18 protein-coding genes are annotated in these 21,688 nt (G+C 69.1%); 16 read left to right on the top strand and 2 right to left on the bottom strand.

Annotation, left to right across the window (positions count from 1 at the left end; translation table 11 throughout):
• Nucleotides 1-4 precede the first annotated feature (4 nt).
• From ACLF3G_RS25650 to ACLF3G_RS25660, 3 genes are all read left to right on the top strand, one after another.
• Nucleotides 5-2,218, top strand: coding sequence for an ABC transporter permease (locus ACLF3G_RS25650; protein ID WP_430672244.1), 2,214 nt, complete (start codon nt 5-7; stop codon nt 2,216-2,218).
• Entirely contained in the window at nt 2,215-3,288 is a 1,074-nt protein-coding gene (locus tag ACLF3G_RS25655) for an ABC transporter ATP-binding protein (protein WP_430672245.1), read from the top strand. The genes ACLF3G_RS25650 and ACLF3G_RS25655 overlap by 4 nt, the downstream gene beginning before the upstream one ends.
• A 230-nt stretch (nt 3,289-3,518) precedes the next feature.
• A complete protein-coding gene (locus tag ACLF3G_RS25660; protein WP_430672246.1) occupies nt 3,519-4,148 on the top strand; it encodes a MaoC/PaaZ C-terminal domain-containing protein in 630 nt (209 codons plus the stop codon).
• 11 nt (nt 4,149-4,159) lie between these two features.
• Here ACLF3G_RS25660 and ACLF3G_RS25665 read toward each other — a convergent pair whose 3' ends face one another.
• Entirely contained in the window at nt 4,160-5,785 is a 1,626-nt protein-coding gene (locus ACLF3G_RS25665) for a winged helix-turn-helix domain-containing tetratricopeptide repeat protein (protein ID WP_430672247.1), read from the bottom strand.
• A gap of 471 nt (nt 5,786-6,256) precedes the next feature.
• Here ACLF3G_RS25665 and ACLF3G_RS25670 point away from each other — a divergent pair, with 471 nt between their 5' ends.
• From ACLF3G_RS25670 to ACLF3G_RS25710, 9 genes are all read left to right on the top strand, one after another.
• Nucleotides 6,257-7,234 carry an EamA family transporter gene (locus tag ACLF3G_RS25670; RefSeq protein ID WP_430672248.1) on the top strand — a complete coding sequence of 326 codons (978 nt, stop codon included), beginning with the start codon at nt 6,257-6,259 and terminating at the stop codon, nt 7,232-7,234.
• A gap of 257 nt (nt 7,235-7,491) precedes the next feature.
• Nucleotides 7,492-8,292 carry a cytochrome c oxidase subunit II gene (gene coxB / locus ACLF3G_RS25675; RefSeq protein ID WP_430672249.1) on the top strand — a complete coding sequence of 267 codons (801 nt, stop codon included), beginning with the start codon at nt 7,492-7,494 and terminating at the stop codon, nt 8,290-8,292.
• A 67-nt stretch (nt 8,293-8,359) separates the two neighbouring features.
• Nucleotides 8,360-10,141: a cytochrome c oxidase subunit I gene (ctaD, locus tag ACLF3G_RS25680; RefSeq protein WP_430672250.1), complete on the top strand. Its 1,782-nt coding sequence runs from the start codon at nt 8,360-8,362 to the stop codon at nt 10,139-10,141.
• Nucleotides 10,138-10,848, top strand: a complete 711-nt coding sequence (locus tag ACLF3G_RS25685; RefSeq protein WP_430672251.1) for a cytochrome c oxidase subunit 3 — start codon at nt 10,138-10,140, stop codon at nt 10,846-10,848. The genes ctaD and ACLF3G_RS25685 overlap by 4 nt, the downstream gene beginning before the upstream one ends.
• Before the next feature lie 9 nt (nt 10,849-10,857).
• Entirely contained in the window at nt 10,858-11,574 is a 717-nt protein-coding gene (locus tag ACLF3G_RS25690) for a heme-copper oxidase subunit III family protein (protein WP_430672252.1), read from the top strand.
• A gap of 9 nt (nt 11,575-11,583) precedes the next feature.
• Complete coding sequence (locus ACLF3G_RS25695; protein ID WP_430672253.1) at nt 11,584-11,943, top strand: cytochrome C oxidase subunit IV family protein; 360 nt, start codon at nt 11,584-11,586, stop codon at nt 11,941-11,943.
• A gap of 206 nt (nt 11,944-12,149) precedes the next feature.
• Nucleotides 12,150-13,589, top strand: coding sequence for an NAD(P)-binding domain-containing protein (locus tag ACLF3G_RS25700; RefSeq protein WP_430672254.1), 1,440 nt, complete (start codon nt 12,150-12,152; stop codon nt 13,587-13,589).
• A 14-nt stretch (nt 13,590-13,603) separates the two neighbouring features.
• Nucleotides 13,604-14,065, top strand: a complete 462-nt coding sequence (locus ACLF3G_RS25705) for a CMD domain-containing protein (RefSeq protein WP_430672255.1) — start codon at nt 13,604-13,606, stop codon at nt 14,063-14,065.
• On the top strand, nt 14,062-14,631 hold the full coding sequence (locus ACLF3G_RS25710) for a peroxidase-related enzyme (RefSeq protein ID WP_430672256.1): 570 nt from the start codon (nt 14,062-14,064) through the stop codon (nt 14,629-14,631). Before ACLF3G_RS25705 ends, ACLF3G_RS25710 begins: the two co-directional genes overlap by 4 nt.
• A 78-nt stretch (nt 14,632-14,709) precedes the next feature.
• Here the strand turns inward: ACLF3G_RS25710 and ACLF3G_RS25715 are convergent, their stop codons facing one another.
• Nucleotides 14,710-15,687 carry a Bug family tripartite tricarboxylate transporter substrate binding protein gene (locus ACLF3G_RS25715; RefSeq protein ID WP_430672257.1) on the bottom strand — a complete coding sequence of 326 codons (978 nt, stop codon included), beginning with the start codon at nt 15,685-15,687 and terminating at the stop codon, nt 14,710-14,712.
• A gap of 125 nt (nt 15,688-15,812) precedes the next feature.
• On the opposite strand from ACLF3G_RS25715, the gene ACLF3G_RS25720 reads away from it, so the two are divergent.
• The 4 genes from ACLF3G_RS25720 to ACLF3G_RS25735 all read left to right on the top strand — a co-directional run bounded on the left by ACLF3G_RS25720 (nt 15,813) and on the right by ACLF3G_RS25735 (nt 21,164).
• Nucleotides 15,813-16,886 carry an NAD/NADP octopine/nopaline dehydrogenase family protein gene (locus ACLF3G_RS25720; RefSeq protein WP_430672258.1) on the top strand — a complete coding sequence of 358 codons (1,074 nt, stop codon included), beginning with the start codon at nt 15,813-15,815 and terminating at the stop codon, nt 16,884-16,886.
• Between the two features lie 85 nt (nt 16,887-16,971).
• The gene (locus tag ACLF3G_RS25725) at nt 16,972-17,937 is read left to right on the top strand and encodes a Bug family tripartite tricarboxylate transporter substrate binding protein (RefSeq protein WP_430672259.1); all 966 of its coding nucleotides are present in this window, start codon (nt 16,972-16,974) and stop codon (nt 17,935-17,937) included.
• A gap of 915 nt (nt 17,938-18,852) precedes the next feature.
• Complete coding sequence (locus tag ACLF3G_RS25730; RefSeq protein WP_430672260.1) at nt 18,853-20,010, top strand: AAA family ATPase; 1,158 nt, start codon at nt 18,853-18,855, stop codon at nt 20,008-20,010.
• Nucleotides 20,007-21,164 (top strand): ParB/RepB/Spo0J family partition protein, encoded by a 1,158-nt coding sequence (locus ACLF3G_RS25735; RefSeq protein WP_430672261.1) that lies wholly within the window; start codon nt 20,007-20,009, stop codon nt 21,162-21,164. The genes ACLF3G_RS25730 and ACLF3G_RS25735 overlap by 4 nt, the downstream gene beginning before the upstream one ends.
• The last annotated feature ends 524 nt before the right edge of the window (nt 21,165-21,688 follow it).

Raw genomic sequence — 21,688 nt, forward strand, 5'->3', positions numbered from 1 at the left:
CCTCATGTTCTTCGGAACCTCCTTCTTCTTCTGGCTGATCGCCGCCCTCGGGACGCTGGTCCTGCCCTGGCATATGCAGCAGGACGGCCTGACGGTGGCGGGCCTGTTCGCGCTGGGACGGGAGGAGGCGGAGGCGGCCTCCGCCCTGTCGCAGGCGGCGCAGCATGGGCGGTTCTGGTTCTGGCCGATCATCGCCGCGCTGGCCCTGTCGCTGCCTGGCGCGTTGCCCTCAGGCGACCGCGCCATGCGCTCGCGCTTCCTGGTCTGGGGCGGCGGGCTCGGGCTGGCGGGTCTGGTGGCGCAGGGGCTGGCGGTCGGCATCCAGGGCTGGTCCTGGCCGATCCTCGCCAGCCTGTTCGGGGACCTCAAGGACAGGCAATTCGGTATTGGCCTCGGCGGATCGCTGGCCTTTGCGGGCTTCCTGATCCTGCTGACGGACGGTCTGGCGCTGCGCGGCTACTTCAAGGGCGACCGCTTCGTCTCCGGCGCCGTCGGGCTGCTGGTGGCCTCCATCATCGTCTTCACCGCCTGGCCCGTGGGCACGGTGCTGTCCGAGATGTTCACGCCGCGCGCTGAACTTTCCGTCGGCGCGGCCATGGCGGAACGGCTGTTCGATTCGAAGATCTGGGGCCTGGGCTGCGTCACCGGGCGGGTGAATTGCGGCGTGTTCTGGAACACGCTGCTGCTGGCAACCAGCACCGCGACGGCGGCCACCATCCTCGGCCTGTGCTTCGCGCTGATCGTCACGCGCAGCGGCTTCCGCGCCAAGCGGCTGCTGCGGCTGCTGACGGTGCTGCCCATCATCACGCCGCCCTTCGTCATCGGCCTCGGCCTAATCCTGATCTTCGGGCGGTCGGGCGTGTTCAACCAGATCGCGGAATCGATGTTCGGCCTGGAACTCGGCCGCTGGATCTACGGCTTCAACGGTGTGATGCTGGCGCAGGTCTTTTCCTTCACGCCGATCGCCTTCCTGGTGCTGATCGGCGTGGTCGAGGGCATTTCCCCCGCCATGGAGGAAGCCTCCCAGACCCTGCGCGCCAGCCAGATGCGGACCTTTCGCGCGGTGACGCTGCCGCTGATGCTGCCGGGCCTGGCCAATGCCTGGCTGGTGGTGTTTGTCGAAAGCCTGGCGGATTTCGGCAACCCGATCGTGCTCGGCGGCTCCTTCGGCGTGCTGTCCACCGAGATCTTCTTCGCCGTGGTCGGCGCGCAGCAGGATTTCGGGCGGGCTGCGGTGCTGGCCGCCATCATGCTGGTGGTGGCGCTGACCGCCTTCATCATCCAGCGCAGCGTGGTCGGCAAGCGATCCTACGTCTCGATGACTGGCAAGGGCGATGTCGGCCTTCCGACGAAGCTGCCGCCGCCGGTGCGGCGGGTGGCCTACGCGGTGGCGATCCCCTGGGCGTTGCTGACCATCATCGTGTACTTCATGGCGTTGGCCGGCGCCTTCGTGCGGGTCTGGGGGCGGGACTGGACGCCGACCTTCAGCCATTTCGAGCGCGCCTTCGCGCTGGAATGGTCCAGCACGGGGTCGCTGATCTTCTCCGGCGGTGCCTGGCATTCGCTGTTCACCACCATCCAGCTCGCCGCCATCGCGGCACCGATCACGGCGGGCCTCGGCCTGCTGGCCTCCTGGGTGCTGACCCGCCAGCGCTTTGCCGGGCGCACCGCGCTGGAGTTCGCGCTGATGCTGACCTTCGCGGTGCCCGGCACGGTGATCGGCGTCGCCTACATCCTGACCTACAACCTGCCGCCGCTGGAGATCACCGGCACGGCGGTCATCCTGGTCGCCTGCTTCGTGTTCCGGAACCTGCCGGTCGGCGTGCGCTCCGGCGTCGCGGCGATGAGCCAGCTGGACAAGTCGCTGGACGAGGCCGCGGTGACGCTGCGCGCTTCCACCTTCCGCACGCTGACCACGGTGGTGCTGCCGCTGCTGAAGCCGGCCATCGTCACCGCGCTGGTCTATTCCTTCGTCCGCGCGATGACCACGGTCTCGGCCGTGATCTTCCTGGTCTCGGCGGAGTATGAGATGGCGACGGTGTTCATCATCAACCGGGTGATCAACGGCGACTACGGCCTGGCCATCGCCTACTGCGCGGTGCTGATCGTGCTGATGATGGCGGCGATCGGGCTGATCAACCTGCTGGTCGGGCGCCGCAACCTCGGCCGGCGCGCGGCCGCCATTCCCACCCCCGCCCCTGTCGGAGGCCGCGCGTGAGCACCCTCATCAAGACAACCGGCGCGGAGGTCCGCCTCGCCGGGCTCGGCAAGCGCTACGGCCAGGTGCAGGCGGTGAAGCCGCTGGACCTGGTGATCGAGGGTGGCACGCTGGTGACGCTGCTCGGTCCTTCGGGCTGCGGCAAGACCACGCTGCTGCGCATGATCGCTGGACTGGAGCAGGCAACGGATGGCCGCATCTTCATCGGCGGCCGCGACGTAACCCTGCTTTCCGCCGGCGAGCGCAACGTCTCCATGGTCTTCCAGTCCTACGCGCTGTTCCCGCACATGTCGGTGCTCGACAACGTGGCCTACGGTCTGGTGTCGTCCGGCGAGCGGAAGCGGGAGGCGCATGCGAAGGCGGAGGCGGTGCTGGAGACGGTGGGGCTGAAGGGTTTCGGCGCGCGCCTGCCGTCCGAAATGTCGGGCGGCCAGCAGCAGCGCGTGGCGGTGGCGCGTGCGCTGGTGCTGGAGCCCGACGTGCTGCTGTTCGACGAACCGCTGTCCAACCTGGACACCCGCCTGCGCCGCACGATGCGCGAGGAGATCCGCGCGCTGCAGCAGCGGCTGGGCCTGACCGTGGTCTATGTCACGCACGACCAGGCGGAGGCGCTGGCGGTCTCGGACAAGATCGTGGTGATGCGCAATGCCGGCATCGCCCAGGCGGGCGCGCCGGAGGTCCTGTACGCCAGCCCGGATTCGGTCTTCGTCGCCACCTTCATGGGCGAGGCGAATCATGTACGCGGCGTGATCGAGCGGGTCGACGGCGAAAGCTGCGTGCTGGCGCTGGACGGCGCCCGGCTGACCCTGCCGGGGCGTGGCCTGCCGCCCGGGCCGGTGGATGCGGTGATCCGGCCGGAGGCAATCCGCATTGCGGCGCCGGACGCGGTGAACGGGCTGGATGCGACGGTTGCGCGTGCCACCTACATGGGCTCCCACACCGAATACTACTTCACGACCTCGGTCGGCGAGTTGTTCGCCCAGGGCGCGGATCGCCTGCGCCGGCGAAAGCCTGGCGAACGAGTACGACTGGCCTTGGATGTGGAGGGCGTGGTTGTGGTTCGGCCATGACGCGGTTGGAACCGCATGAGCAATGGTGCGCCGCCAGAGCGCGCGGGACGGCTGTGGCGGGTAGAGCAGCGGAGGAGTTCCGGGCTCATTGCGAGCAGGTGGTCCGCGGCAGCGGGCGGCGTGGGCTCCAGCGTGGCGCGGCTGGTCGCGGCGCCGGTGCAACGCCAGGCGCACCACGTCACTGCCGCGGTGTTCGGCTACTGGGCTGGCCTGCCGCATGCCGGCAACCATTGGCACTACGCCCAAGGTGCGAGCGTCGGCGTCATCCGGACCAATGCCGGGCAGCACTGCGTCTTCGTTTCCGTGCCCCTGCCCGCTTTCGCGACGCGTTCCGCGCCGACCGCGCCGACCGCGCCGGCGCCTACCACGCCGCGCTGCGGGAGGTGGCGCCGGCGCTGGCGGAGGCGGTGGCGCGCGCGCGGCAGGCCTCGCCCCTGGACGCCTTTGCGGGGCGCCGAGGCTTCTTCCGACAGGCTTCCGGGCCGCGCGATGTCGAAATTTTCTCCGAGATGACGGGGGACCGGAACCTGCTGCACACCGACCCGGTGCTGGCGGCGCGCGCGCCCTTCGGCGGCCTGATCGTGCGGGGCGGCGTCACCTCCGGCCTGCTGAACGCGGTGGTCGCGGAGGATTTGCCCGGCCCCGGCAGTGTCTTCCTCGGCGTCGAATGGCGCTTCATGAAGGCGGTGCAGGTCGGGGAGGAGATCACGGCGGAGGTCGAGGTGACCACGGTCCGCGACGACAAGCCGGTCGCGACGCTGCGCACGACCGTGCGCGACGCGCGGAGCGCCGCCTGCCTGACCGGCACCGCGGTGACCTGGACGGCGCCGCTGCGCGAAGCCGGCCGGCGGTCGGGATAGCCCCAGCCGCTTCAGGCCTGTCCGGCCTGGAGCGCCTCCCGACCCTCCGCGACACCCGCCTCGCGCAGTCCCTGCACGAAAAGCTCCACCAGGCTACCGTCGGCGCAGAAGAAGAAATCCGAGCGGGCCATCGCGATGGAGTAGCCCGGCTGCTTCTCCAGCAGCTCGGCAAGTGCCTCCTGCGCCGCCGCCTGGTCCCGCTTCAGGCCGAGCGCCGCAGCCAGGATCGCGTAGGGCCAATGCTTGGCATTGGGCACACGCCTGCCCTGCCGCGCCAGGTCCACCGCGGCATCCAGGTCGCCCAGCGCTAGGTGCGCCAGCGCCCGCATCGCGTGAAAGCTCGAGAGGTGCGGATCGCGCGGGCTGAGGTCGGTGGCGCGTTCGAGGCAGGCACTGGCTTCCTCGTGCCGGCCGCAGAACACCAGCGTGAAGCCGAGCGCGAACCAGGCCTGCGCGAAGCTCGGGTTCAGCGCGATCGCCTGCTCCAGCAGGGCGACCGCCTCCCGGTAGTCGCGCCGGAAGGCGTGGGCGCGACCGAGCACGCACAGGTTCATGCAATCCTGGTCGTCGAGCGTCACCGCCACACGGGCCTCCCGCATCGCTTCATCGAGCAGCGCGGGACGCGCCTCGGGGGGACCGAGCACCGCGCTTTGCAGGTGGACATAGGCCAGCGCGCCATGGGCGCGGGCGAAGCCCGGGTCGATCTCGATGGCGTGGCGGAACATCGCCTCGGCTTCCGTCATGCCCGGCGTGGTGAAGCCCCATAGGTGCCAGAGGCCGCGCTGGTAGCAGTCCCAGGCATTGAAATCCTCGGGCGGCCGTCGCGCCGCAGCCTCGCGCTCCAGCCGCGCCAGTTCGGGTTCGATGGTCGCGGCGATCTGCTCCGCCATCGTCGCTTGGATGTCGAGGATCTCCGGCAGCGCCAGCGCGTGCGTGTCGGACCAGAGCTGCTCCCCGGTTTCGGCCGAGACCAGGTCGGCGGTGATCCGCACACGCTCGCCCCGCTTCGCGACGCTGCCCTGCACCAGGTAGCGCACGCCGAGTGCCCCACCGATGTCTTGCGGCGTCTGCACGCTGCCGGAGAAACCGGCACCCGAATGCCGGCTCAGAACTTCCAGCCAGCGATAGCGCGCGAGCTGGCGGATAATGTCCTCGGTCAACCCGTAGCTGAAATATTGCGCGTCCTGTTCCGGGCCGATCGTGACGAAGGGCAGCACGACGATGGACGGCCGGCCGGTTGCGGCGCGCGGGGCGGGCAAGGGGGTGGCCAGCCTCGCGGGGATCGTGGCAGGCGCCGGGTCAGCACCAGGCCCCGGCGCTTCGTTGGGCACTTCCTCGACCTCGGCGACGAAGCGGAAGCCGCGCTTGTGGATGGTGCGGATCACAGCCTGGCGATCGCCGTCGTCGCCGACAGCCTTGCGCGCGGCGTTGATGCGGCTGCTGAGGGCAGCCTCGGAGACGATGCGGCCATTCCAGATCGTGTCAAAAAGCTCATCCTTGCTGACGACGCGGTCGCGGTGGCGCAGCAGGTGGACGATCAGGTCGAAGACCTGAGGTTCGACATGCAGCGGCGCCCCATCCCGGCGCAGTTCCTGTCGCTGCAGATCCACCTCGTGCCCGGCGAAGGTCATGCGCATCGCCATCCTCCACGACCGTGCGACACATGCCCGCGTTCGGTTTCATGCCGCCTGCCGCGCCGCAACGCGCTGACGCGTCCGCGAAACGGACGCAGGAATTGCCACACGGCGTCCGTGGGTATCGCCGAAATTGCCAGCACATCTCAAGGCAAAGCTCAGCCGGCCTGCAAGCGCGCCGGGCGCCGTGCCGCCAGAAGAGGGACGCCGCAATGCTGCGGCAGACCGTTTCCTGGAGCACAAGCATGCAGACCGACCCCACGCCCGGCACCCGGCATCGCACCGCCTTCGGTACGCTGATCGACACCGGGCGAGGCCGTAGGCACGGCCGGGTGGCCCCGCGGCCCTGGATCCCCGTCTGCCGCGCGACATCGGCCTGTTGCCCGAGGCTGCCTCCACCAACGCCCTGAAGCTCCTCTGCAGGGCCTGATCCGCCAGGCCGACCGCTGGGCCTGACCCAAGGGAGCCGTTCCAATGACCACCCTCGTCCTGCCCCGGTCGCCTCCGGCGGCTGGCAGCGCCGTCCGCCCGCGTCCTGCGCCTCCAGCGGCCCGGGCCGATGCCATCCGGTCCGGCGTGCCGCTCGGCATCGCCGCCGCCGTCACCGCCGCAACCATCTGGGGCGGCGCCCTGGCGATGACGCGTCTCGGCGTGTCGGGCGCCGGCACGCTTGCGCCGCACGACATCGCGATGCTGCGCTTTATGGGCCCGGCCCTGCTGTTGCTGCCGGTTCTGCTGCGCGCCCTGCCGAGGGTGCGCGCCGCGGGCGTCTGGCTACTGCTGTTGCTCCTGGCCGGCGGCGGCACCCCCTTCGTGCTGGTGGCCGGCCACGGGCTGCGCGTGGCGGAGGCGGCGGAAGCAGGCGCGCTGCTGCCCGGCACAGCGCCGCTTTGCGTGGCCGTCGTCGCCACGCTTTTCGGCGAGCGCTTCGGCCGGGCGCGGTTGCTGGGCCTGGCGTTGATCGGCTTCGCCATCGTGGCAGTCGCGGGACCGGCGCTGGTCCAGGGCGCTGCCGAGGCGCGCGGCGGCCAGGCCCTGCTGCTGGCGGCGGCCATGCTCGCCGCGGCCTATACGCTGGCGCTGCGAAAGGCCGGGCTCAGTGCCTGGGAGGCCACCGCCTTCGTCAGCGTGGCCTCCGTGGCGACGTTGGGCCCGGTCTACCTGCTGGTGCTGGAGCCGGGCATCGCGGGCGCATCCTGGCGGGAGATCGCGGTTCAGGCGGCCTACCAGGGCGGTGTCTCCGGCCTCATCGCGCCGGTCGCCTTCGCGACTGCGGTGACACGCCTCGGCGCGGTGCGGGCCGCCGCCTTTGGTGGGCTCAGCCCGGTGGCGGCGGCGCTGATCGGCTTCGTCCTGCTGGGCGAGATGCCGGGGCCGGCGACCGCGCTGGGCTTGCTGGCGGCCAGCCTTGGCGTCGTGCTGGTCAGCCGTCCCGCGGCGCGTACATCGTAGCCACCAGATCACGTGCCGCTGACCGCCGGCATTTTTTCTTGTCGGCACGAGCCGCGTCCGGCACCGTGCCTTGGACGTGTCTTGCCTGCTGCACACCGTGCTCGCGCATGCATCGCAGAGGGTTGGACGATGGCGAAGGCTGAACAGCCAGTCGGCACAGGGAAACGTGCGACCAGCCCTCCCGCCCCGTGCGGGACGCACGTCCCTGCTGTGCAACATGGACCTGCGCAGCCGCTCTGGGCCGGGTTCGGGCTGCCATGGCCGTAGCCCTGATCCTGGTCCTCGTCGCCGTCGGATCGGTGGTGTTCCACCTGCTGAGCCCCTGGTGGTGGACGCCGATCGCGTCCAACTGGGACTACATCGACGCGACCATCACCATCACCTTCTGGATCACCGGCGCCGTCTTCGTCGCCGTAGTGGTCTTCATGGCCTACTGCGTCTTTCGCTTCCGCAACACGCCAGGCCGGCGCGCCGAATACGAGCCGGAGAACAAGCGGCTGGAGGTCTGGCTGACGGTCGCGACCGCGCTCGGCGTCGCGGCGATGCTGGCGCCTGGCCTGTTCGTCTGGCACCGCTTCGTCACGGTGCCGGCGGATGCGACCGAGATCGAGATCGTCGGACAGCAATGGCAGTGGAGCTACCGCCTGCCCGGCGCCGACGGGACGCTTGGCGCGGTGGACACGCGGCTTGTCTCGCCGGACAACCCGCTGGGCCTCGTACCCGCCGATCCGGCCGGGCAGGACGATGTGATCATCCAGGCCGAGGATCTCCATCTGCCCCTCGGGCGACCCGTGAAGGTCCTGCTGCGTTCGGTCGACGTTCTGCACAATTTCTACGTGCCGGAGTTCCGCGCCAAGATGGACATGATCCCGGGCTCGGTGACCTATTTCTGGTTCACGCCCACCCGCACCGGCAGCTTCGATGTGCTTTGCGCCGAGCTCTGCGGCACCGGTCACGCCGTCATGCGCGGCCGCGTCGTCGTGCAGACGGAGGATGAGTACCAGGCCTGGCTCGGCGGCCAGCGCCGGTTCGCACAAATCACCGAGGACACGAGATGAGAAGGCCGGCCGGCCTGGTGCGCCCGCGGCGTCGGAAGCTGTCGGGCCGGCAAGGAAAGGCAAGCTGATGAGCGAGATCGCACACGGCCCCGGCGGCCTGATCCCGGCGGCAGAAGTGCCGGAGATGGAGCTGCCGCACCCGCATGGCTGGTGGAGCACCTATGTCTTCAGCCAGGACGCCAAGACCATCGGCATCCAGTACTCGCTGACCGCGATCGCGATCGGGATGGTGGCGCTGGTGCTGTCCTGGCTGATCCGCCTGCAACTCGGCTTCCCCGACACCTTCACCTTTATCGAGCCGCAGGCCTACTACCAGTTCATCACCATGCACGGGATGATCATGGTGGTGTACCTGCTGACCGCGCTGTTCCTTGGCGGCTTCGGCAACTACCTCATCCCGCTGATGCTCGGCGCGCGGGACATGGTGTTTCCCTTCGTCAACATGCTGAGCTTCTGGATCTACCTGTTGGCCGTGCTGGTGCTGGTCGCCAGCTTCTTCGTCCCCGGCGGGCCCACCGGGGCCGGATGGACGCTGTATCCGCCGCAGGCGATCCTTTCCGGTACCCCGGGGCGGGAGTGGGGCATCGTGCTGATGCTGCTCTCGCTCTGCCTGTTCATCGCCGGCTTCACCATGGGCGGCCTGAACTACGTGGTGACGGTGCTGCAGGCCCGCACGCGCGGCATGACACTGATGCGCATGCCGCTGACGGTCTGGGGGATCTTCGTTGCGACGGTCATGGCCCTGCTGGCCTTCCCGGCCCTGTTCGTCGGCGCCTTGATGATGCTGCTCGACCGCCTGATCGGCACCAGCTTCTTCATGCCGACGCTGATCGAATTTGGTGAGCGGCTGCGCCATGGTGGCGGCAGCCCGATCCTGTTCCAGCACCTGTTCTGGTTCTTCGGCCACCCGGAGGTCTACATCGTGGCGCTGCCGGCCTTCGGCATCGTCTCCGACCTGATCAGCACGCATGCGCGCCGCAACATCTTCGGCTACCGCATGATGGTCTGGGCGATCGTCATCATCGGCGCGCTCAGCTTCATCGTCTGGGCGCACCACATGTATGTCAGCGGGATGCACCCGTGGTTCGGCTTCTTCTTTGCCACCACCACGCTGATCATCGCCATCCCGACCGCGATCAAGGTCTACAACTGGCTGCTGACGCTGTGGCGCGGCAACATCCACCTCAATACGCCGATGCTATTCGCGCTCGGCTTTATCGTAACCTTCGTCAATGGCGGGCTGACCGGGCTGTTCCTGGGCAATGTGGTGGTGGACGTGCCGCTGTCCGACACGATGTTCGTGGTGGCACATTTCCACATGGTGATGGGCGTTGCGCCGGTGATGGTGATCTATGGCGGGATCTATCACTGGTACCCCAAGATTACCGGACGCATGCTGGATGAGACGATGGGGAAGATCCATTTCTGGATCACGTTCCTCGGCGCCTATGCGATCTTCTTTCCGATGCACTATCTCGGGCTGCTCGGCGTGCCGCGGCGCTACCATGCCATCGGCGAAACCTCCTTCGTGCCGGCCTCGGCGGGCGACCTGAACGCCTTCATCAGCGTGGTTGCGCTCGTGGTGGGCGCGGCGCAGCTGCTGTTCCTGTTCAACCTGGCCTGGAGTCTGCGCCACGGCCGGCCGTCAGGGCCCAATCCCTGGCGCGCCACGACACTGGAATGGCAGACGCCGGAAACGCCGCCGGGGCATGGCAACTGGGGATCCGATCTGCCGGTGGTGCACCGCTGGCCTTATGACTACTCGGTACCTGGCGCGCCGGAAGACTTCGTCCCGCAGAACCAGGCCGACCCGCCGCCGGCGCATGAGGCAAAGGGGCTTGCGACATGACGGCAACGCTGCTGCTGCTGGGTGTGCTCGCGACCTTCGCGGGATGGTGGCTGATGCGGCAGGGCATCGCGAGCCGGCCGTGGCTGGAGACGGGACCGCTGGAGGTGGCCTCGCCGCGTGGCGCGGTGGCGCTGCCGGCGGCCAAGATCGGGCTCGGCGTCTTCATCGGCGTGGCCGCCGCACTGATGGCGCTGCTGCTCAGCGCCTATTCGATGCGGATGGCGCTACCGGACTGGAGCCCGCCGCCGCAGCCGCGGCTGCTCTGGGTGAACACGGCGGTGCTGGTTGTTGCGAGCCTGGCGCTGCAACGGGCGGTGCGCGCGGTGCAGGGTGGCGACCGGGAAGGCACCGGTTCCGGCCTGCTTCTGGGCGGTGTGGCGGGCCTCGCCTTCGTCGCCGGCCAGCTCGCCGCCTGGCGGCAACTGGCGACGGCAGGCTACCTGCCCACGGGCAACCCGGCCGACGCCTTCTTCTACCTCATCACCGCCGTGCACGGGCTGCACCTGCTCGGCGGGCTGGTGGCGCTGGGGAGGACCGGCGCGAAGCTGCGGCAGGGCGTGCCGGATGACAGGCTGCGACTGAGTGTGGAGCTCTGCGCCGTCTACTGGCACTTCCTGCTGCTGGCCTGGATCGTGCTGTTCTTCACGCTCGCCTTCTCGCCCTCGCTCGACTGGCTCGTCGCGCTCTGCGTCGCGCCGTTCAGGTAGGACCGACCGATGGATACCGCACCGCTCGACGCCACCGCCCCTGTCCGCCCGCTTGGCTGGCGCGGCGTGGTGGCGGACTGGTCGTCGGACCAGCGCGCCTTCAAGGGGGCGTCCTGGGGGAAGATCATGATGTGGATCTTCCTGGTCAGCGACACCTTCATCTTTGCCTGTTTCCTGGTGGCCTACATGACGGTGCGGGCCTCCACCACCGTTCCGTGGCCGAACCCCAGCGAGGTCTTCGCGCTGGAGGTCGCGGGCACCAATTTCCCGCTGCTGCTCATCGCCATCATGACCTTCGTTTTGATCAGCAGCAGCGGCACCATGGCCATGGCGGTGAACTACGCCTATCGCCGCGACCGGACGAAGACCGCGGCGCTGATCCTGCTGACCGCGCTGTTCGGCGCCACCTTCGTCGGGATGCAGGCCTTCGAGTGGTCGAAGCTGATCCACGAGGGCGCCAGGCCATGGGAGAACCCCTGGGGCGCGGCGCAATTCGGCGCGGCCTTCTTCACCATCACGGGTTTCCACGGCACGCATGTGACGATCGGCGTGATCATGCTGCTTGTCGTCGCGCGCAAGGTCTGGCGCGGGGACTTCGACCACGGGCGGCCTGGCGGCCTCACGGGCCGCAGGGGCCGCTACGAGATGGTGGAGATCGCGGGCCTCTACTGGCACTTCGTGGACCTGGTCTGGGTCTTCATCTTCGCGCTGTTCTATCTGTGGTAGGAGGCGACCATGGCGGCGAGCCACGCGACGGTACCGGCGACTCCAACGGCCAATCATGAAGGGCAGCAGCACCCGGTCCGGATCTATCTCGTGGTCTGGGGCTGGCTGTTCGTCCTCAGCCTGTTCTCCTACCTGGTTGATTACTTCCATTTCCAGGGCCTGCTGCGCTGGACGCTGATCCTGCTGTTCATGGGCCTGAAGGCCGGGCTGATCGTCGCCGTCTTCATGCATATGGCGTGGGAGCGGCTCGCGCTCGCCTACGCCATCCTGCTGCCGCCGCTGGCGGTCCTGGTCTTCGCCGCGCTGATGCTCATCGAATCCGACTATACGCTGTGGATGCGTCGGACCTTCCTCGGCACGGGAGATTGACATGGCGATGCACGTCGCCGGGATGGGGAGGATGGTGTGACACGCGCCCCACCAGTCCGTCGGCTCAGCAATCGGGCCATCATCGGGCTCGGGCTTGCGCTCTGCATCCTGGTCGCGGTTGTACTGGCCTGGCTTTTCGGCGCCGTCTGACCGCCGTCCGGCCAGCCCCGTGACTCGCGCCGGAACGCCGCGCTAGAACCCGCTTCATGCTGGATGCCGCAAACGCCCCCAGGGGCGTCCCCGCTGGGCTCGACGCGCTGGAGGCGCGCCTTCGCCAGGATCTTGGCTGGCTGGAACTGCCGGCCAGGCCCTGGGTGCCGCCACGCCACCATGCGGGGCAGGACGTCGCGGATGTGGTGGTGATCGGGGGCGGCATGTGCGGGCTGGTGGCCGCCGCGGCGCTGCGCCTGCTCGGCATCGACAATATCCGGGTGCTCGACCGTGCGGCGGCGGGGCAGGAAGGCCCCTGGGTGACCTATGCACGGATGGAAACCCTGCGCTCCCCCAAGACGCTCACCGGTCCGGCGCTGGACCTGCCGGCGCTGACCTTCAGGGCTTGGCATGAGGCGCAGCATGGGCCGGCCGCCTTCGCCGCCATGGGCAAGATCCCGCGCGGCATGTGGATGGACTACCTGGTCTGGTACCGGCGCGTCATGGGCATCAAGGTCGAGAACGACGTCGAGGTCACGCTGATCCGGCCGGAGACGGAGGCGCTGTTCGTGCTGGAGACCAGTGCCGGGCGGATCCCGTGCCGCCGGGTGGTGCTGGCGACCGGGCGTGACGGGCTGGGCAGCGCCTGGCTGCCGGAGATTGCCGCCATGCTGCCCCCTGCCCTGCGCGCGCATTCCCGCGACAAGATCGACTTCGCCGCCCTGGCCGGCAAGCGGGTCGGCGTCGTCGGTGCGGGTGCCTCGGCCATGGACAATGCCGCGGCGGCGCTGGAGGCCGGCTGCGCCCGGCTCGACCTGCTGGTGCGGCGGCCGGCGCTGCCGCGGGTGAACAAGTTCACCGGAATCGGCAGCCCCGGCGTGGTGCATGGGTTCGCAGGCCTGCCGGATGACTGGAAGTGGCGCTTCCTGAACTTGGTGCTGCGCAGCCAGACGCCACCGCCACGGGACAGCACCCTGCGTGTCTCCCGCCATCCGCACGCGCACCTGCACCTGGCAAGCCCGATCCGGGATCTCACGGTGCAGGACGGGGTGATCCGGTTGGAGACGCCCGGGGAGGTGCTGGAGCTGGATTTCCTGATCTTCGCCACCGGCTTCCGCGTCGCCTTCGAGACGCGCCCGGAACTGGCGCTGCTTGCGCCGCACATCCGCTTTTGGGGCGATCGCTTCCAGCCCGCGCCGGGGCAGGAGAACGAGGAGCTTTCGACCTCGCCCGACCTTGATGCGTCCTTCGCCTTTCAGGAAAAGGCGCCGGGCACCTGCCCTGCCCTCGCCCGGCTGCATTGCTTCAACTATCCGGCGACGTTGAGCCACGGCAAGCTCTCGGGTGACATCCCGGCCGTCAGTGCCGGGGCGCAGCGGCTGGCGCAGGGCATCGCGCGCGCCCTGTTCGTCGAGGACCGCGCCATCCACTACGCCACGCTGGAAGCCTATGAGACGCCCGAGCTTCTGGGCGACGAGTGGCCCGACCGGTCGTGAGAGGAGACACAGGCTTGCCAGACCTCATCGACAGCCTCCTCGGCCTCGCGCCGGACAGCAAGCTGGGGGCACTGCGCCGCCGCCGGCCGGAGGCGCTGCGCCATGCCGAGGGCGCGCATCGCGAATTGCTGCTGCCGGAGGATCCGGGTGGACTGAGCCTGGCCGACCGTGCCGCCCTGGCACTGCGCGTGGCGCGGCGGGAGGAGGATGGAGCGCTGGCCGCGCATTACCAGGGCTTGCTGGATGCGGCCGGTGGCGTTCCCGAGGATGGTGCGCGGCTGGCTGCGCTGCTGCGCTACGCGGACACGGTGGCGGCGGCGCCCGAGGAGACCTCGCGCGCTGATATCGACGGGCTGGTGGCGCTTGGCCTGTCCTCGCGGGATATCGTGGCGGCGACGCAGCTCATCGCCTTCGTGCCCTACCAGGTGCGCGTCATCGCCGGGCTGCGCGCGATGCTGGAGGAGACGGTGCCATGAGCCGCTTCACGCTGAAGCCCGTCGGCTGGCGCCCGCGCCTCGCCCCGGTGAAGGCCGAGAGCGCGACGCCGGCGCAGCTCGCGGCGTTGGAGGCCTGCCCGCCGGCGCAGCGGCGTTCGACCTATTTCCTGACACTGGCGCATGATCCGGGTTCGCTCGGCGAGCGCGGCGCGCTGTTCAACATCGTCATGTACGCGGAGGGCGGCCTGCCACGCGCGGACCGGGAGCTGTCGACGGCGGTCGTCTCGATGGTCAATGGCTGCGTCTTCTGCACCTCCGTCCATGCCAGGCGCTTCGTCGAGCTGACCGGGGACGAGCCGGCGATGCAGCGCCTGCTGGACGAGGGCTGGGCAGGTGAGCCGGACCCGCGCACGAAAGCCATTGCCGATTTTACGGAGGCACTGACGCGTGCGCCGGGACAGGTGACGGCCGCGCATCTGGCCCCGCTGCGCGCGGCGGGGCTGGACGATCTGGAAATCCTCGACCTCGTCCACTCCGTCGCGATGTTCGCCAATGCCAACCGGCTTATGCTGACGCTGGGCGACCCGCTGCTGCCGCGAGGTTGACAAGGCGGGTGGGCAGCGCCCGCCCCCCTCACCTAACCCTCTTCCGCCATCCGAGGAAGGCGGGCTCCTGCGGGTGCTTCAGTTCACCTTCGCGCCGGAGATCCGCACCAGTTCGGCGTGGCTGGCCATTTCCTCGCGCAGGTATTGTGCCAGCCGCTCCGGCGTGCCGCCGCCATCCAGCGCCATGCCGGCACCTTCCAGGCGGCGCCGGGCCTCTGGGTCGGCCAGGACTTCGTTGGCCAGTGCATTGAGCCGCGACACGATCGCCGGGTCGGCTCCGCGCGGCAGCATCAGGCAGAACCATGTGCCGAAGGCCAGGCCGGGCATCCCGAGTTCGGCCGCCGTCGGCACGTCTGGCAGCTGCGGCACACGCTCGGGCGAAAGCACCGCCAGGGCCCGCGCCCGGCCGCCGGTGACCAGCGGCTGGGCGCCGGTGACCAGGTTGAACATCGCCTGGATGCGCCCGGCGATCAGGTCCGTGGTCGCCGCTGCTGGCGCGGCATAGGGCACATGGGTCAACCGCGTGCCGCTGCGCTGCCCGTACAACTCCGCCGCCAGGTGCATGGAGGAGCCGTTGCCGGTGGTGCCGTGGTTGATGGCTCCCGGATTTGCCTTGGCGTAGGCGGTGAACTCGGCAAGGCTCTGCGCCGGGAAGTCGTTGTTGACGATCAGGATGTTCGGCACGCTGCCGAGCAGTACCACCGGCACGAAGTCGCGCTGCGGGTCGAACGGCATGTCGCTGTACATGGCCGGGTTCGTCGCCATGGTGCCGGCCCAGGTCCACAGGATGGTGTAGCCGTCCGGCGCCGCGCGGGCCGCCGCGGTGGCACCGACGTTGCCGGCGGCGCCTCCCCGGTTCTCGATGATCACGCGCTGCGGCAGGCGCTTCTCCATCTCCTGGGCAAAGATGCGGGCCAGATTGTCCGCAGTGCCGGCGCCACCGGGGGCTGGCACGATGATGCGGATGGTGCGCGACGGCCAGTCGCCCTGCGCGCTGGCAGGTGTCGCCATGGCCAGGACGGGGCTGGCCAGCAGGATGCGGCGGGAAATCGTCATCTCTCAATCCTCCATTGCCGCGAGCCTAGGCCTTACTGCCGCGGGAGCAAGCCGCAAGCGCTTCCCGCCCCGGCCATCGGGTGCGAGGCTGCACCATGCTGCGGATGGGTGGATGACATGCCTGGATGGACCAGAACCCCGTGCGGATGAGCGTGCTCGGCGCCGGCGCCATCGGTCCGGCCGCAGCCATCCTCGCTGCCTCCCGCGGGCATGACGTCTCGCTTTGGTCGCCGTCCGGCCGCGGCACGACGGGCATTGCCGGAACGCTGACGGCGGAGGGGGCGCTGGACTGTACCGTGCCGGTGCGTGTCGCCGACAGCTTGGCGGAGGCGCTGGAGGGTGCGGAGGTGGCCCTGCTCACCGTGCCCGCCTACGCCCTGGCCGACCTGCTGCCGCGTATCGCGGCGGCGGCGCCACGGGGCCTGCCGATGTTGATCGCGCCGGCCGCCGCGCTGGCGCCGCTGGCCTTCGAGACGATGCGAGGGGCGTTGGGCCCGCGCGCGCCGGTCGGTGCGATGGCGACCACGCCGATGACGGCGCGTCGCATCGCGCCGGACCGGGTGCGCATCCCTGGCATCCGCGCCGCGGTGGATGTGGCCGCCGTACCGGCGAGCGCGGCGGCGGAGATTGCGGTGCTGGCGGCGGCGCTGTTCGGCCGCGACTATCCCCTGGCGCCGAACGTCCTGCAGCCGGCGCTGGCCAATGCCAACCCCATTATCCATGCCGTGCTGGCGCTGGCCAACGCCACGCGGATCGAGCGTGGCGAGGCCTGGTCGCAGTACGAGTTGATGACCGAGGCCTCCTGCCGCCTCATGACGAGGCTGGAGGCGGAGCGCGGTGCGGTCGCTGCCGCCTTCGGGCTGGAGGTGCTGCCCCTGGCGGAGTCCCTGCATCGTGCCAGCGGCGTGCCCCGGGGGCCGCTGCACGCGATGGGCCAGGCCATTGCCGCGACCGGCCGCGGTGTCGCCGGCCCGTCCAGCATGGAAACGCGCTACGTGACGGAGGACGTGCCGTATGGCCTGGCCTTCTACCTGTGGCTCGCGGCGGCTCGCAGCATCGCCATGCCGGGGACGGAGGCGACGGTGACGCTGCTGGAGACGCTGTGGCATCGCGACCTGCGGGGAAATCCGCTGCTGGCGGCGCTGGAGGGACAGGATCTGGTTTCGATGCTGCGCGACGGCATCGGCCGCGGCGCATGAGGCAGTCGGCGCATGGGATGAATGCGGCATTTGCTCCGCAGGGCAACACGCGCCACGATTTCGTTCTCTGACCGGAGTTGACGACATGCAGGCTACCCGCCGCGCGCTGCTCGCCTCACTCATTCTCCCCGGCCTTGCCCACGCCCAGGGTGCATGGGCACCGGATCGCCCGGTGCGGCTGGTGGTGCCCTTCGCGCCTGGCGGCAGCCAGGACGTGCTGGGGCGGCTTTTTGCACAGACGGTGTCGCAGGCTGTCGGCCAGAACGTCGTGGTGGAGAACCGGGCCGGTGCCGGTGGGATGCTGGGGGCCGAGGCGGTTGCGCGTGCCGCACCGGATGGCACCACGCTGCTGCTGGCCACTGCCGGACAACTGACCATCGCCAAGGCGATCGGCCGCCGCCTGTCCTACGACCCGATCGCGGATTTCGCGCCGATCCTGCACCTGTCGGACAGCCCGGTGGCGCTGCTGGCGGCGCCGGACCTGCCGGCTTCCGACCTCGGTCGCCTGCTCGAACATTGCCGCCGTGCGCCGCAGCCCCTGCCCTACGCCAGCACCGGCATCGGGACCAATACCCATCTGATCATGGAGGACCTGAAGGCGCGCGAGCGGCTGAACATCGAGCATGTGCCGTACCGAGGCGCCGCGGCCGCCTTCAATGACCTGATGGCGTCCCGCATCGCGCTGATGTTCGTATCCGTGCCCTCGGTGCTTGGCTTCTCCGGTGGCCAGTTGCGGGTGATGGCGGTGACGTCGCGCGTGCGCTTCCCGGCCATCCCGGAGGTGCCGACGATGATTGAAGGCGGTGTCCCGGGTTTTGAGGCTTCCATCTGGACCGGCCTCGCTGCCCCTGCGACGACTCCGGCACCGGCCATCGAGCGCTGGCGCCAGGAATTCGCCCGGGCACTGGAAAGCGATCTGGTGCGGTCGCGCCTGGCGTCGCTGGGGGCGGTCGCGAATGGCTCGGGCCCAGCAGAATTCGGCGCGCTGCTGCGCGACGACTTGGCGCGCTGGACGAGGGTTGCGGCGCCGCTGGCGGTCAGGCTGGACTGAAGAGCAACCGCGCCGGGATAGACTGCGCGCGGCCGCAGCCCCGGGTGAGACGCCAGGTCGCCCGGAGCGGCTGTTGGAAAAGAATCCGTGGGCGGAGGGGCAGCGCGCCCCGCAGGACGCGTCGCCGGACACGTGAAGTGCGCAATCGCGTAGGGCCTGTGGGTGCAGTGCAGGCACGCGCTGAACTGCGCGGATGGGGCCCCCGCCCCCTTGAATCAGATGCTGTCGAGCGTATCCCGAGCGCCGAAGTCGAACAAAAAGACCAGGATCCCTTCGAAGTCCCCTCGGATCCATTCGCTGATCAAGGTGCGGCATCGTGGGAGAAGCGGATGATTTGTTCCGCTGGATGTTGCCCATCGCCGGCGCGCAACGGGATGGTCAGGCGCATCCGGTTGCGCACGGCCGCGTTGCAACCGCGATTCGCCGGGCGCAAGGCGACCATCAAGCATACGAGCGCGACGACTTTCGCGCGCAGCGCCCGTCTCGGCGTGGCGGCAGTTCTGAAGCGACGTGGATGCATCCATGTTGGAACTGCAGCCTCTCGCGCACCCAAAAACTTCTGACTTAACCCCCGGCTCTGCGGAAAACGCCTACAGGAAGCCGCTCTTAGAAGGAGTCTACATGAATCGCATCGCCTGCGGACAACATGGATGCATCCAACCGCCAGGGGTGCCAACTTATCCGGGCGGACGATCTATGGTCGGCGCGGGAGCATCTGAGTTGTGGGGGCGCTACGGTTTTTCGCCTCCGCCTCCGCCTCCGCAGCCAGGCGCGGCGCGCCGTGCCACTTGGATGCATCCATGTCACAGTGGCCGACACTCCGGGATCTGGCGGGGTGTGGTGCCTTTCGTGCAGGTTCGGAATCTGCCAAACAGGTCAGATCCGGGAACAGGCATGTCAGGAAAACCAATGCGTATGGCCGGTACCTTCCACCAGATCGCAGAAGTGCTGCGGTCGACCCAGCGCGCGGCGATCGAGGTGGAAAACGCGCCGGAGAAGCGAAAGCGCCTGCGCACCTTCTCCATGCCGGAAGCCGCTACGCTCCTGGGCGTTCCTCAGAAGGTGCTGCGTGCAGCCGTTGGTGCGCCCGGCCGTCCAGCGCCGCCGCGTCTGAGCTTTGACGACCTCCAGCGAGCGCGATCGGCTCTCGGTGCGCGACGACACTTGGGGGCCAGTCAGCAGCGGCTGCCAACGGTTGTTTTCACCAACTTCAAGGGCGGATCGGCGAAGACGACAAGTAGCGTCCACTTCGCGCAGTACATGGCGCTGGCCGGCTATCGCGTCCTGCTGGTGGACCTGGACAGCCAGGGCAGCGCGACGGCGCAGTTCGGGCTGGATCCCGCGACAGAGGTGCTGCGGGCGAATAGCTTTGCGGCGTGGACACATGCCCGAGATGCTGGTGTGCCAATCCCCGGCGGCACGCTTTGCCAGCCCACCTATTGGCCGACCATCAGCCTGGTTCCTGCTGGGGCCGCCCTAGCTGAGGCTGAGGAGAGCCTGTCGCGTCGAGCGGTCTCGGGCGAGCCCGAGGCCGTCTTGTACTTCGAGGAACTTGAAGTCTTCCTGGCGTCGGTTGCAGGGCAGTTCGATCTGGCGGTGGTTGATACACGGCCGGACGTGAACATGTTGATGACGGCGGCACTCCATGCGGCGACCGGGATCATCGTGCCAACCCGCGCGACGATGACGGATCTCGCCTCGACCGGGGAGTTCTTCAGCCATCTGGCTGGGTACGTGTCGGATTTTCAGGCAGGCTTCGGCAAGGCGCTCGGCCTGGTGTTCAGCAAGATCCTGGTCAGTGCCTACGACCCCTCCGATCGCAGCCAGGAGGCTTTGCTGGAGTTGCTCCGAGACCGGTTCGGCGATGCCGTCCTGGCGAGCCCCTTCCTGAACTCGCGGGTCATGGGGACGGCCGGGTTCGGCAAGGAGACGCTGTACGAGTATGAGCCGACCACCGACCGCGCTGCGTATAATCGGGTGCTGGCGAGCGCCAACGCGGTGAACAGGGCGATTGAACAGGAGTTGACCAAAGCCGCCTCGCTGGCGGCGGTCGCGCGGGAGGGCGTGGCGTGACACAGCGATCCAAGTTCGGAGCTCTTGCGCAGGCCGTGAAGGACCACGCGGCGACCGCGTCGCGGGCGCTGCCATCCGCGGCTGCGGAGGTGGAGCGCGCGGCTGAGCCTGCGGAGCCCCGCGCGACTGCCGCCGTCGGGCTCCACAAGCCGGCTGCGGCGCTAGGCGCCCTTGCCGAGGGCCTTCGTGAGCGCGTCTCGCGCCTGGAGGCGGAACTGGCGCAGGCGGCGGGCCGCAATACCGACCTTGAGCTGGCTCTCGGGCAGGCCAAAGCGGCAGCGACCAAAGCCGGCGACGCGGTGGACGAGTTCCTCTTCCTCGACCCCTCGCAGATCCATGACGAGCTGCCCCGCGACCGCCTGCCGGGCGCCTTTTCGGGGGCCGAGTTCGAAGACCTGCTCGCCGACATTCGTGAGAATGGCCAGAATGACGCGATTACCGTCCGGCGGTCCGAAGACGGCCGTAGCTTCGAGGTGGCTGCAGGGCGCCGCCGCCTGGAGGCCTGCCGACGACTTGAGCGCCCGGTGCTGGCGCGGGTCCGTGGCCTTGACGACCCGGCGATGCTCCGCGTGCAGTTCTCGGAAAATGAGCGTCGCGAGGACATCTCTGCCCTGGAGCGGGCACGGTGGTTCGCCGCGGTACGGGCAAAGCTCGCCCTGCCGTCCAAGGACGTCGCGGCGCAATTCGGCCTGGACCCTTCGACACTGAGCCTCTACCTCCGGCTGGCGCGGTTTCCGGATGAGATCGTCGGCCGCCTGCGCGAGCCACGCCGCCTGTCGGTTCTGCGCGCCAGACGCGTCATGGAGGCGCTGGAGTCGGACTCCCAGGTGCTTCGGCGGATCGTCGACGCCATTGATGCCCATGCCCGGGCCGCCGAGGCGAGGGGGGCCGCGCCTGATCCAGAGGAGCAGGTTGAGCTCCTGGTGCGTTCAGCAGAAGGCAGGGCAGGGGATCGCTCCGGTGTTCGGGCGGCACTCCCGGAACGGCGGCACGTCGTGCACCGAGGCCGGCGGGTCGGCACGCTCACGCGCAATGGCGGACAGTGGGTGTTCCGCTTTGCGACCTCGGTCGGCGAAGACGTGGTGCAGGCCCTCGCGGATCGGATCGGCGATCTCGTTGAGGAGGTGGAGAAGGCTGGTCAGCGCCCGGCCTGAACCGCCCTGCCTGCCGGCCCTTGAGGCTATGGGGAGGCGGAACAAGGCCGCCCAGCCGTCTTCGCCGTCGGGCGCTCTGGCGCCGCCGCGCGGCCGTGCGCGGACCGACTCGCGCCATTGCGGCAATCGCTGCGATGGCTGCAGACCTGGTTCGGCACCTTTCGGTTGATCGAGAACGTCAGCAGATGACGCGAGAGCGGGTTTTGGCTCGAAGCTTTCCGTCCTGACGCATGGATGGCAGGCCATCCACGGCCAGAGCTCTGCCAGCCGACGTGGGTGTGCTCCTCGGGAGCCGAATATCTGCCCAGTGAGGCGGACACCCGGGCTCAGCCATGCATTGCCTGCCGGGCTGCCGCCAAGGACATGCTCCGACAGCAGAAGATCGGGATTTCTGTTACTTCATGACCCGCGATAAGTCCGGCTTACCGCGGGTGAGACGAGGCTTGCCGCAATGGCGATTCTCCGCCAGAGTCCAGCCGGCCGGGGCAGGGGGCCTCGTTTGTTGACCAAGGCAGACCAGGAGC

The organism is Falsiroseomonas sp. HC035 (assembly GCF_050563525.1).
In the GTDB taxonomy this organism is placed as follows: domain Bacteria; phylum Pseudomonadota; class Alphaproteobacteria; order Acetobacterales; family Acetobacteraceae; genus Falsiroseomonas.